Origin of the sequence: Dongia rigui, assembly GCF_034044635.1 — a bacterium.
Lineage (GTDB): Bacteria > Pseudomonadota > Alphaproteobacteria > Dongiales > Dongiaceae > Dongia > Dongia rigui.
Window position 1 is genome coordinate 193,847 of record NZ_JAXCLX010000003.1, and the last position, 12,870, is coordinate 206,716.

Sequence of the window (12,870 nt, forward strand, 5' to 3'; positions counted from 1 at the left end):
TTAGAGCTTGGGCGCCGGGACGAGGGCCGGATCCGGCGCCTCCTGCAGCACCAGTTCGCGGTTGCCTTTGACGACCTTCACCAGCGCCACCTGGCGCAGCGGCACGCCGTCGGTGCCCTTATAGGTGATGGTCGATGTGGCACCCTGGACATTCTCCAACTCGCGCACCGCCGCCCAGACTTTTTCACGCTCGACCGAATCCGCCTTCAGCACGGCGGCTTCCAGCACTTTGATGAGGTCATAGCCGATGGCGATATAGATGGTGTCGGGATCAGACCCCGTCGCCGCCTTGTACTTGTTGTTGAAGGCTTCGAGCGGGCTGCCCGGCGCCGCAAAGCCGGCGGTCGAGAACACCACACCTTCGGCGACGTCACCCAGCGCAAAGGTCGTCGGCGAATCGATGCCGTCCGAACCGATCACCGGCGCCGTGATGCCGGCCGCGCGCAGCTGCTTGATGAAGGCCGGGAAGTCCGGCTCATAGGCGCCGGTCATGATGACGTCGGCGGCCGGCGACAGCGATTTGATCTTGGTGACCTGGGCGCTGAAATCCTGCTGGCCCATGGAGTAATTGTCTTCCCCCACCACCTTGCCGCCCAGCTTCTCGAACACCGTCTTGAAGTAGTTCGGCAGCATCGTATAGGAGGTGTCCGGCGACATCAGCAGATAGGCATTCTTGTAACCGCTATCGATCGCGTATTTCGCCGAGACGGTGGTCTGGACGTTGTCGCCGGGGAAATTGGTGAACATGTGATCGCCCACCGCCAGCGGCAGGCTGGGCGACGAGGCGCAGGTCGAGAAGGCGGCGACACCCGCCGCTTGCGCCATCTGGCCGGCACCGATGGAAGGGTCGGCATCGCAGGGTGTCACAAGGACCGAAGCGCCGTCATCGATCAGCTCCTGTGCCGCGACGGAGGTCTGCGCCGGGTCGGAGCGCGAATCCTTCAGCCTCAGCTCGATCTTGTACTTGCCGCCGATGCCGCCGGCGGCATTGATCTCGTCGATCGCCAGCTGCATGCCCTTTTGCGCCGGCACGTCGGCATAGGCGAGACCGCCGGTGAGGCTGATCGCGGCACCGACGACCAGATCGTCGGCAAGCGCCGGCACGGTGGTGAGACCGACAAGACCGGCAAGGCCTGCCGCTAGGATATGGGTGGGAACTCGCTTCATGACACGCTCCTCTCCCATGCAGATGGGTGGGCGGAATGGGCGCGGCCGATATAGGCCTCGATGACGATGGGGTCGTTCTGCACGTCGGCCGGTGTGCCGGCGGCGATCATCTGCCCCTTGTTGAGGACGACGATGCGGTCGCACAGACGCATGACCAATTCCAGATGATGCTCGACCAGCAGCAGGCCGAGACCGTATTTGTCGCGAATCTGCCGGAGCAAGGTCATCAGCGCCTGGGTCTCGGCGGAATTCATGCCTGCCGCTGGCTCATCCAGCATCAGATAACGCGGCTTCAGGGCAAGTGCCCGGGCGATCTCGACGCGGCGCTGCTCGCCATAGGCCAGGGCCCCAGCGCGGCGTTCGGCGAGATGCGCGACACTCAGTTCCTCTAGCGCTGCCATCGCCTCGGCACGGATATCGCCACCTCTGCCGCTGGCCGAAACCGCGACCTCGACATTCTCAAGCACGGTCATTTCCTTGAACAGGCGGATGTTCTGGAAGGACCGCCCCAGACCCAGCCGCGCGATGCGGAAGGCCGGCTTTCCCGCGACCGCCACACCATCCAGCGTGACCGACCCGCTGCTCGGCGGCACCGCGCCGGAAATGGCATTGAGCATGGTGGTCTTGCCGGACCCGTTGGGGCCGATGAGCCCCACGATCTCACCCGGCCGCAATTCGAGCGACACGGTATCGAGCGCCTTGAGGCCGGAGAAATTCTTCGAGACGTTCTCGACCACCAGCGCGCCGTCGCGCTTTTCGCTGACGAAGCTGGTGATCTTCGCGGCCGCCCTGGTGAAGCGATGCTTGAACCAATCGTCGACTTCCGCGAGACCCAGCATGCCGCCGGGGCGCTTATACATGACGAACAGAATGCCAAGCCCCAGCGCCAATTGCGTGAGACCGAACACCTGCGGCAGGCCCAGCGAGGGCAGGATCGGGCTTTCTTCCAGGCGCCTGGCCAGTTCCATCACCACGGTCACGACGCCCGTGCCGACGACGGCCCCGGTCACTGACCCGATGCCGCCGATGATCAGCATGGCAAGGATGGCAAAGGTATCGACGAAGAAGAACTTCTTCGGGCTGAAGGCGCCGAGGAAATGGCCGATCATGGCGCCGGCCACACCCATCATCATCGCCGAGATGACCCAGGCGATGAGGCGACGCCGGGCGATGTTGACGCCCATAGCCTGCGCCGCCAGCTCGTCTTCGCGTGCCGCGCGGATTTCGAGACCCGCCGGCAGGTCGCGGAAGATGCGCGCCGCCAGAATGGTGAGCGCCACCCAGAACAGCAGCGAGGGCAAGGTCACCAGCCGGTCGACACCGAAGAAGGTCTGGCTGCCGCGGGTGAAATCGGTGGCGCCATTGAGGATGCTGTGAACGATGACCAGGAAGGCCAGCGTCGCGATCGAGGCGGCCGATCCGGTAAGGCGCGAGATCGGCGTGCCGACAACCAGCGCAAAAATCCCGATGACGACAAGGGTGACGAGGCAGGCCTCATTGAGGCCCATATGCGCCTGCGCCAGGAAGTCCGGCAGGTTGGGCAGGGTCATCGCCTTTTTCTCAGGCGTCATGGTGAGAATGGCCGAGAGATAGGCGCCAACGCCCATGAAACCCAGATGACCGAAGCTCATGATGCCGGAATTGCCGGAATAGAGCCCGTTCGCCACCACCGCGATGAGATTGATGAGGAAGATGATGGCGATGCGCTGCTCGGCCGAGCCCAGCAGATTGCCGGCCACCAGCGCCAGCAGCGCCACCGGCACGATCAGCACCAGCGCGCCGGCAAAGGCCGGCCGCGTGCGATTGAGCGCTGCAAGATCAACGAGTGGTGTGATCGCCCGTCTCCCGATCCAAACCTGTGAAAGCCATCCCATGCAGCCTGTGCCGGCCGCTTGGCCTGTATAGTAGGATTTTCATTCTTGCTGTCAATTGCCGTTTCTGTAGTATTCACTACGACGCGTTCCGGGAGGCGGAAACTGAAAAAACAACCAGCACATCCCATCACGATCGAACAGCGCATCCGCGCCCTGCTGCCGCAATTGACGCCCGGCGAAAAGCGCGCGGCGCGTGCCCTGCTCGCCGCCTATCCCATTGCAGCCCTTGGCACCATCGCCGAACTGACAGCGCTCTCGGACGCTTCCGCGCCGACGATCCTGCGCCTCACCGCCAAGCTCGGTTTCGACGGCTACTCGCATTTCCAGCGCGCGGTGCGCGCGGAAGTGCAGGAGAAGATGCAATCCCCCTTGTCGCTGATGGACAGCGCGCCGCGTGTGCCGACGGCCAAAAGCGGCTTCTTCGGCGGCTTCATCAACGACATCACCGCCGCCCTGCAGCGCACCCAGCGGCTGCTCGACAACGACGTGCTGGAAGATGCCATCGCCACCCTGGCCGACACCAGCAAGCGCATCCACGCGCTGGGCGGCCGCTCCAGCCATGTGCTGGCAAAGCACCTCGTCTTCCACCTGCACCAGTTGCGCCCCAGCGTCCACGAGATCGCGGCCGGTTCCGTGCCGGTCTACCACCAGGCGGCGGATATGGGCCGCTCCAGCGTCATCGTCGCCTTCGACTTCCGCCGCTATGAACGCCAGAGCATCGACTTCTGCCAGCAGGCAGCGCGTGAAGGCGCCCGCATCATCCTGGTGACCGACCCCTGGCTCTCCCCCATCGCCGAGGTGGCGCAATGGGTGCTGCCGGTCGAGGTCGACGTCCCCTCGCCCTTCGATTCATCGCTTGCCGCCATGGCGGTGGTCGAGGCGATGCTGGCCGGCACGCTTGCCCGGCTCGGCCCCACCGCCCGCGAGCGCATGCTGCGCCTGGAACAGGGGGCGGGCATTGATAAGGTGATCGGCAGCGCCGAGAATACGGCGGGCGAAAAAGCGCCCCAGAAGAATAATCGGCAGAAGAAACCACAACAGCGGAGACCGTCGCGGTGAGCCATCCATCCGACCTTGCCATCTTCCTCACCAATGATCTGACCGGCATCAGCCGCGGCCGCGCCTTTCCGGCTGCCGATCTAAAAGCGCGGATGCGCGCCGGCGTGGGCTGGGTCCCGGCCAACCTCGCCCTCACCCCCTTCGGCGTCATCGGTGCCAATCCATTCGGGCCCTTGGGCGATCTCAGGCTGCAGCCGGACAAGGATGCCGTGGGCTTCGACATGACCGGCCTCGACGGCGAACCCGACCTCAAAGCCTTCCTCTGCGACATCGTCGAGACGGATGGCTCGCCTTGGGGCGGCTGTCCCCGCGGCTTTGCCAAGAAGGCGCTGGGTGAACTCGAGCGCGAATTCGGCCTCACCGTCAAAGGTTCGTTCGAGCACGAGTTCTTCCTGCTCGGCGATAACGAGATCGGCGACGCCGCCTTCACCTTGCAGGATTTCCGCAGCCAGCAGGAATTCCTGGGCACCGTCATCGCCGCCTTGACCCGCGCCGGTGTCGAGCCGGAAATGATCCTGCGCGAATACGGCCCCAAGCAATTCGAAGTGACGATGAAGCCATCGCGCGGCCTTGCCGTCGCAGACCGCGCCGTGATCCTGCGCGAGATCACCCGCGACATCGCCCGCCAGTTCGGCCAACGCGCCTGTTTCGCGCCGATCATCGACCCCACCTCCGTCGGCAGCGGCGTTCATGTGCATTTCAGCCTGGAGACCCTCGACGGCAAGCCGGTGACCCATGACGCGAACCAGCCCGGCGGCATCTCTGCGCAAGTCGCGAGCTTCATCGCCGGTGTGCTCAAACACATGCCGGCGCTCTGCGCCCTCACCGCGCCCAGTGTCATTTCCTATCTGCGCCTGACACCGCATCGCTGGAGTGCCGGCTATAACAGCTATGGCTTCCGCAACCGCGAGGCGAGTGTGCGCATCTGCCCGGTCGACGACACGCCCGGCAACGATATCTCCCGCCAGGTCCATCTCGAATTCCGCGCCAGCGATGCTACCGCCAGCCCCTATATGGTGCTGGGCGCCCTGCTCCGCGCCGGGCTCGAGGGCCTGCGCGCCAAGATGTCGGCACCGCCGCTGGTCGAGGGCGATCCGGCCGATCTGTCGGACGCCGAACTCAAGGCGCTCAACGTGCGTCGCCTGCCGGATTCGCTTTCCGCAGCCTTGGCCGAGCTCGATGCCGACCAGGTGGTTTCCGGCTGGCTCCCGGCGCCATTGCGCCAGGGTTATCAGGCATTGAAGACCGCGGAAATGGAACGCGTCGCCAAGCTCGAGCCCCAGGCGCAATGTGATCTTTATGCCGGCTATTACTAATCAAGGCCTCATCGCCCGCGATGCCGCGTCGGTTGCCGGCATCGAGAAGCTGCGCTTCGGACCCTTCGCCATTCAATCGGGCGAGGGCAACACCCTCATCACCGAGGATGGCCGGCGCCTCATCGACTTCTCCGCCTCTTGGGGTGCGGCGAGCCTCGGTCATGGCCATCCGGCCATCGTCGAGGCGGTGACGCGCACGGTACGGCACATGCCCAGTGCCAGTATCCTCTCGACGACGCATGAACCCGGCGTGGCGCTGGCCGAGAAACTCCTCTCCCTCACGCCGGGGGGCGAGGATCGCCGCGTCTGGTTCGGCCATTCCGGATCGGATGCCAACGAGACCATCATTCGCGCTGTCGAAGCCGCGACCGGCAAGAAGCGCGTCATCGCCTTCATCGGCGCCTATCACGGCGGCACGGCGCTTTCGATGTCGGTCTCCGGCCACACTGCACAATCGCATGCGGCGCCGCGGCCGGGGTTGTTCCTGCTGCCATACCCCAACATCTACCGGCCGCATTTCCCCGGCCATGTTGGCGAGGTGGCGCTGGCGCAGCTCGATTATCTGCTGGCGACCGTCTGCCCGCCGCATGACACGGCGGCGATCATCTTCGAGGCCATCCAGGCCGATGGCGGCCTGCTCGTCCCGCCGCCCGGCTTTATCGCTGCCATCGCCGAACGCGCCCAGCGCCACGGCATTCTGCTGGTCTGCGACGAGGTGAAGGTGGGCCTCGCCCGCACCGGCATGATGCATGCGTTTGACGCCGATGGCATCACACCGGACCTCATCAGCTTCGGCAAGGGCCTCGGCGGCGGTCTGCCGCTCTCGGCCGTCGTCGGACCCGCCAGCATCCTTGACCGTACCACCGCCTTTGCGATGCAGACCCTCTGCGGCAATCCGGTCAGCTGTTCCGCGGGCCTCGCAGTTCTGGAAACGATCGAGCGCGAGAAGCTCGCCGGCAACACGGCCGCACGCGGCAAACAGATCATGGACGGCCTGAAGAAGCTGGCCGAGAAACATCCCCTCATCGGCGATATTCGCGGCCGCGGCCTCGCCATCGGTGTCGAGCTGGTGGCCAACCGCACGACCAAGGAACCGGCGGGGAAGGCCTGCCAGAAGATCGTCTACCGCTGCTTCGAGCTCGGCCTGCTCGTCTTCTATGTCGGCATGAAATCGAACGTGCTGGAACTGACCCCGCCTTTGACCCTGACGGAGGCCGAGGCGGCAGCGGGGCTTGCCATTCTCGACCAGGCCATTGACGACGTCACCCAAGACCGCGTACCGGATGCGGCGATCGCCGCCTATGCCGGCTGGTAAAGAATAGCCGTTAAGCCAAACGCCAAAGCAAAACGAAAGTAGCCATGTCCGTTCTCACCTCCCTGCCGCCCGCCTTCCCCGTCGATAAGGTCGAGGCAATCGTCGACAGTCTTTATGGCTTGAACGGCAGCTTCGCGCCGCTCGACAGCGAGCGCGATCAGAACTTCCGCCTCACGGAAGCGAATGGCCAGAGCTGGGTGGTGAAGATCGCCAATCAGGCAGAGGATGTGCAGGCGCTCGATTTCCAGGCAGCACTCCTGCGTCACGTCGCCGAGCTTGATCCCGCCTTGCCCTTGCCGCACCTGAAACCCACCCTCAATGGCGAGATCCTCGGGCGCTGCACCAGCGCTGAAGGCACGCCGCATTTCGTGCGCGTCGTCGGCTGGCTGCCGGGCAAACCCTTCGCCAAAGGCCACAAATCCACGGCGCTTTTTGCCAGCTTCGGCGAAACACTGGGTCGCCTCACCAAGGCGCTGCAAGGCTTCGGCCATCCGGGTGCCGCGCGCGATTTCGATTGGGACGTGGCCCAGGCCGGAAAATCCCGCGCGCGTCTTGCTTATATCGATGAACCCGAACAGCGCGACATCGTCGAATACTTCCTCGACCGGTTCGACGCGCATGTGGCGCCGCGCCTCAAGCGCTGCCGCGCCCAGGTCATCCACGGCGATGCCAATGACTATAACGTGCTGGTGGACAGCGCGACGGGTGAGCAGATCGCCGGCATCATCGATTATGGCGATGCCATTCATTCGCCGCTCATCAACGAGCTCGCCGTCGCCGCCGCCTATGCCATCATGGACCGCGATGCGCCGATCGATGATGCCGGCACGATGGCAGCGGCCTTCCACCGCGCCAACCCGCTGCAAGCGGAAGAAATCGATCTGCTCTTCGATCTCATCGCCGCGCGGCTGGTCATCAGCGTCACCATGTCGGCCTCACGCAAGGACCGCTCGAAGGACAACGCCTATCTCTCGATCAGCGAGGCGCCGGCCTGGAACCTGCTGAAGCGCCTGCGCGCCATGGACCCGATCATCGCCACCGGCCTGCTGCGCCAGGCTTGCGGTTTCGAAGCCGTGGCCGGTGCTAAGGCTGTCATCGCCTGGCTGCAGGATAATCGCCGCAGCTTTGCCCCGGTCCTTGACCAGGCACCGGCGACGATGCGCAAGGGCCTGGTGCCCTTCGGCGACAAGACGCATCAGATCGCCATCGCCTCAGCGGCGCGCCGCCCGCTGGAAGCCGAGAAGCTCTGGGCCGAGATCATGGCCAAGGACGGCATAGATCTCGGCGTCGGACCGTGGGGCGAGGACCGCCCGGTCTATACGGCGGACGCCTTCGCCTCGACCTTGAGCACGGGCCAGCGTCGCTCGCTCCATCTCGGCCTCGATCTCTTCCTCGACGCCGGCGCCAATGTGCGTACGCCGCTGCCGGGCAAGGTCGTCGATATCTATGTCTCCGACCTGCCGCTCGATTACGGCCATGCCATCCTGCTGGAACACACTCCGGCGCCCGGCATCACCTTCTGCAGCCTGTGGGGGCATTTGAGTGCGGAGAGCGCCAAGGCGGTGAAAATCGGCGACGAGATGAAGGCCGGCGCTGTCGTGGGCCAGATGGGACCGAACACCGAGAATGGCGGCTGGCAGCCGCATGTGCATCTGCAGCTCATCGCCTATCGCCCAGAGAAGGCCGCCGATGTGATCGGTGCCGGCGAACCGGGCTATGCCAAGGTCTGGGCCGAGCTCTTCCCCAGCCCCGCAGCGTTTGCCGATCTCCCCGCTGAAACCTTCACCAAGGCCGGCCGCGCAGCGGACGATCTTCTCAAAGTCCGCAAGGAGAAGCTGGTTCGCAACCTCTCCATCTCCTACAAGACGCCGATGAAGATTGTGCGGGGTGAGGGCGTCCATCTCATCGACGATCGCGGCCGCGCCTATCTCGATTGCTACAACAACGTGGCGCAATTGGGCCATGCCAACCCTGAGATCGTCGAGGTGCTGGCGCGTCAGGCGGCGCTCCTCAACACCAATACCCGCTACCTCCACGACAACATCATCGCCTATGCCGAAAAGCTCACCGCGACCTTGCCAAAGAACCTCACCGTCGCCGGTTTCGTGTGCAGCGGATCGGAGGCGAACGACCTCGCCTTGCGTCTCGCGCGCAACTATACGCAGGCGCAAGGGACGGTGGCGCTCGACTGGGCCTATCATGGCCATCTGTCGTCGCTGATCGAGATCAGCCCCTACAAGTATAAACGCAAGGGCGGCAAGGGCCGGCCGGCAACGACCGGCGAAGCGATGCTGCCCGACGCCTACCGGGCGCCGGCCGATTGGCCCAAGGCGGAGATCGCCGCGCGCTATGCCGCCAGTGTCACCACGGCCATCGACCAGTTGGCGCAAGCCGGCCATAAGCCCGCGGCCTTCATCGCCGAATCCCTGCCAAGCTCCGCCGGGCAGATCGTGCTGCCGCAAGGCTATCTCAAGGCAGCCTACGCCGCGGCGCGCAAAGCCGGTGCGGTCATCATCGCCGACGAAGTGCAGATCGGCTTCGGCCGTGTGGGCTCGCATATGTGGGCCTTCGATTCCCATGATGCCGTGCCGGACATCGTCACCATGGGCAAGCCCATCGGCAACGGCCACCCCATGGCGGCGATGGTGACGACGCGCGAGATCGCCGACGCCTTCTTCAACGGCATGGAATATTTCAACACCTTCGGCGGCAATCCCGTGTCATGTGCCGTGGGCTTGAAGGTGCTGGAGATTCTGGAACGCGATCGCCTCCTCGCCAACGCGACTCGTCTGGGGCAAAGCCTGATCGCGCGCATGTCAAAGCTGATGGACCGCCACGACCGCATCGGCGACGTGCGCGGCCAGGGCCTCATGCTGGGCATCGAACTGGTCGAGGACCGCATGACCAAGGTGCCGGCCACCGATTATGCCGGCCGCATCGTCGAAAAATGCCGCCAGCTCGGCGTGCTGCTCGGCACCGACGGCCCCCATGACAACGTCATCAAGATGCGCCCCGGCATGATCTTCACCGACACCAACGCCGATTTCCTGATGCAGGTGCTGGAAACTGCCTTCGCCGAGGTCGCGTGAGGGGCGATGCCCCTCACCCCTTCGGGATCATGATGCAATAGTACTTCTTCACATATTCGGTGTTGTGCCATTCGACATTGGCGCCCATCGGTACAAAGAAGGTGTCGCCGGCACGATAGGTCTCGTGCCAGCCGTCGGGCGTCGACAATGTCACTGAGCCTTCCAGCAGATGCATCAGCTCGTGGCGCGGAAACGGAATGGCCTTGCGGCGATAGGGCGTCGAATCCCAGACACCCATGGTCCATTGGCCGGTCGCGTCCTCGATCCAGTTGCGCCCGGTCTGCGTCGGATTGGGGCTGAGCAGCAATTCGGGTGCCGGCGAGGGGCTGGGCTCACGCGCCGCATTGATATCGATCTTCAGGATCTTCTGCGCACTGGCCTTGGCGGGATCCGCGCCCGAGGCGTCGTCGAAGATCACGTAGTACTTCTTCATATAACCGGACTGCCGCCATTGGCAGACCGTGCCCTTGGGGATGGCGAAAGCCTCGCCGGCACCGATCGTGGTCTCGAGGCCGCCCGGTTCGACCATGGTGACGCTGCCTTCGAGGACGATCATGAACTCGTTGACCGGATAGGGAGCCATCTTGGTCGTGAAGGCCGTACAATCCCAAAGACCGGCACTGAGGCCGATTTTCGGGTCATTGAAAAATTCGACGCCGCGCTGCACCGGATTGCCGGCAGTGAGTTCGTCCGCCGGAATGGCCGGCCACACGGCCAGACCTTCACCATTGTTACCGTCGAGGTTGAACTTGATCACCGGATTGCTTGGCACGTCGATCCCCACAATTTTTTGTCCGCGCGCATTTGACTGAAGATTGCGGCGCGGATCAACCTATCGCGTTCGCCATTTCACCGACACCCGCTTATAATGCTGCCTTCGCTGTTCAAGGAGAGGAAGATGGATCGTCCCCCGCTGCCGCCCTTCACGGAGGAAACCGCTGCACAAAAGGCGCGGCTTGCCGAAGATGCTTGGAACAGCCGCGATCCCGCGCGTGTGGCGCTCGCCTACACGCCGGACAGCCAGTGGCGCAACCGTGCCGAATTCATCCGCGGCCGGGCCGAGATCGAAGCTTTCCTGACCCGCAAATGGCAGCGCGAGCTCGACTATCGCCTGATCAAGGAACTTTGGGCCTTCCACGGCAACCGCATTGCCGTCCGCTTTGCCTATGAATGGCATGACGATAGCGGCCAATGGTTCCGCTCCTATGGCAACGAGAACTGGGAGTTCGACGCCCATGGCCTGATGCAGCGGCGCATCGCCAGCATCAACGACGGCCCGATCAAGGAAAGCGACCGCCGCTTTCATTGGCCACTCGGCCGCCGGCCGGATGATCACCCGGCTTTGACCGAACTCGGTTTCTAAGCGGCTCTTAAACGTCTTTGCGACAAGGATAATTATCCCATTTAGCTCTTGGAATCCATTCGCGGTCGAGCGATTCCTCCGAATTTTCCCTTTTTGGTCAGGCGCCTAGAAGGCTTTGACGCGACTCGGCTTTTAAGGTTAATAGTTCGTTAAGGGGATTACGCAGCCCTATCACGATGGGGTAGTCGCATCGGCAGGCTGCGTCGACAACGGACATCACCACGTCGCATGAGTACAGCGCGCAGGTATTGGCTCGTCGTAATGGTCGTCGGCAGCTTCCTGCTGGCGATCGGCCTCAGCGTGCAAATCCTGGTCAGCAGCGCCCTTGATGCCCATCGCAGCTTGAAGAATGTGGCATGGGCCGCAGCCCAGCTTGAAATCGAATACCTGCAATTCAAGCACGCCTTCAACGGCTATGCCGGCCTCACGCAATCTGTGCCAGCGAGTTTCCTCGAGACGCGCTTCTCGGTTTTCCAGACTCGCATCCGCGTGCTGAAGCAGGAAACCGATCCGACCGAATTGGCGAGCGACGCCAGCTACGACAAGCTGATCGCCGATCTCGACGCGCTGACGGCACAGGATTCGTCGGTGAAGCAGGCCATGGCGACCAAGGATGAAGACACGCGCAAGGCGGCCTTCAACCAGCTGGCGCTGCTCGACTCACCCATCCGCTCCTGGGTGCAGGACGTCATGCTGCACAGCAATCCCGACCGGCAGAAGGAAGAACTGGTCGAGGCACAATTGAAAGCCGCCGGCGTCATGGCGGTCGCCATCCTCTCCGGCATCGCGCTCATCGGCCTTCTGCTGCGCAACATCAAGCAGATCGAAGCATCCCGCGAGCGCGAGCGCGAAGCCCGATTGCGCGTCGATCAGGCGAGCCGTGTCAAAGACACGTTCCTCGCCGTCGTGACACATGAACTGCGCACGCCGCTCAATGCGGTGATCGGTTTTTCGGAACTGATGAGATCGCGCGCCGGCAAGACTCACGACCACGAACTCACGGCATGGACGGATGAAGTCCTGGAAGCGGGCAAGCATCTCCTCACCTTGGTCAACCAGACCATCGACATGTCGAAGATCTCGGCCGGGAAGCTTGCCTTATCGCCAGCCGAGTTCGACCTGCGCCTGCTGGTGGCTGACAGCGTCACCAGCATCAAGCGGCAGATCAATCACGACGCGAAATCCGGTGTGCGGCAGGAACTGACCACCACCCTGCCCGCGCAGGATGTGATGATCTGTGCCGACGAGGCTTGGCTGCGGCAGGCACTGTTCAACACCATCCTGCATGGGCGCAAGAAACTCTCGGGCGAGAAGCCAATTGAGATCGCCGTCAGCCATCGCGGCGGCCGCGCGCATATCACGATCGGCCACCGGGATCATGCCCTGGTCGATCAGCTGGTCCCGGCCAGTAACGATGCCGCAGCGACCACGCCGGCCCTCGATCCCTTCGTGCAGGGGGAACTGGGCCTCAGCCGCGTCGCCCACGGTCTGGGCCTCGAAATGCCCATCGCCAAGGCGATCGTCGAGGCCCATGACGGATCGCTGCATTACGAAGCATCCTCGAACTCCTTCCGGGTGCTGATCGACCTTCCGGTCAACATCGCCGCCTGATCGCCCCCAGAACGATTGAGCTATCGCGGGCGCCTTTCTATGATGGCGCCTTCAACATGCGTTTCTGTCACGTGAG

General features: G+C 63.7%; 9 protein-coding genes. 6 read left to right on the forward strand and 3 right to left on the reverse strand.

All coding sequences use genetic code 11. The features are described from left to right. Together SMD31_RS16655 and SMD31_RS16660 are read right to left on the reverse strand one after the other, a co-directional pair. A complete protein-coding gene (locus tag SMD31_RS16655) occupies nt 1–1,167 on the reverse strand; it encodes an ABC transporter substrate-binding protein (RefSeq protein WP_320502048.1) in 1,167 nt (388 codons plus the stop codon). Next, nucleotides 1,164–3,041, reverse strand: a complete 1,878-nt coding sequence (locus SMD31_RS16660; RefSeq protein WP_320502049.1) for a branched-chain amino acid ABC transporter ATP-binding protein/permease — start codon at nt 3,039–3,041, stop codon at nt 1,164–1,166. Before SMD31_RS16660 ends, SMD31_RS16655 begins: the two co-directional genes overlap by 4 nt. Nucleotides 3,042–3,086: 45 nt before the next feature. Between SMD31_RS16660 and SMD31_RS16665 the strand changes: the two genes are divergently transcribed. Genes SMD31_RS16665 through SMD31_RS16680 form a run of 4 tightly spaced genes read left to right on the forward strand, consistent with a single transcriptional unit; the run spans nt 3,087 to nt 9,820 of the window. Next, entirely contained in the window at nt 3,087–4,100 is a 1,014-nt protein-coding gene (locus SMD31_RS16665) for a MurR/RpiR family transcriptional regulator (RefSeq protein ID WP_320502050.1), read from the forward strand. Then, complete coding sequence (locus SMD31_RS16670; RefSeq protein WP_320502051.1) at nt 4,097–5,416, forward strand: glutamine synthetase family protein; 1,320 nt, start codon at nt 4,097–4,099, stop codon at nt 5,414–5,416. Before SMD31_RS16665 ends, SMD31_RS16670 begins: the two co-directional genes overlap by 4 nt. Next, complete coding sequence (locus tag SMD31_RS16675) at nt 5,400–6,731, forward strand: aspartate aminotransferase family protein (protein WP_320502052.1); 1,332 nt, start codon at nt 5,400–5,402, stop codon at nt 6,729–6,731. Before SMD31_RS16670 ends, SMD31_RS16675 begins: the two co-directional genes overlap by 17 nt. Before the next feature lie 44 nt (nt 6,732–6,775). Continuing rightward, nucleotides 6,776–9,820 carry an aminotransferase class III-fold pyridoxal phosphate-dependent enzyme gene (locus SMD31_RS16680; protein WP_320502053.1) on the forward strand — a complete coding sequence of 1,015 codons (3,045 nt, stop codon included), beginning with the start codon at nt 6,776–6,778 and terminating at the stop codon, nt 9,818–9,820. 13 nt (nt 9,821–9,833) lie between these two features. Here SMD31_RS16680 and SMD31_RS16685 read toward each other — a convergent pair whose 3' ends face one another. Beyond that, on the reverse strand, nt 9,834–10,592 hold the full coding sequence (locus tag SMD31_RS16685) for a cupin domain-containing protein (protein WP_320502054.1): 759 nt from the start codon (nt 10,590–10,592) through the stop codon (nt 9,834–9,836). A gap of 126 nt (nt 10,593–10,718) precedes the next feature. Between SMD31_RS16685 and SMD31_RS16690 the strand changes: the two genes are divergently transcribed. Both SMD31_RS16690 and SMD31_RS16695 read left to right on the forward strand, forming a co-directional pair. Next, entirely contained in the window at nt 10,719–11,183 is a 465-nt protein-coding gene (locus SMD31_RS16690; RefSeq protein WP_320502055.1) for a nuclear transport factor 2 family protein, read from the forward strand. 228 nt (nt 11,184–11,411) lie between these two features. Continuing rightward, nucleotides 11,412–12,794 (forward strand): sensor histidine kinase, encoded by a 1,383-nt coding sequence (locus SMD31_RS16695; protein WP_320502056.1) that lies wholly within the window; start codon nt 11,412–11,414, stop codon nt 12,792–12,794. Nucleotides 12,795–12,870 lie beyond the last annotated feature (76 nt).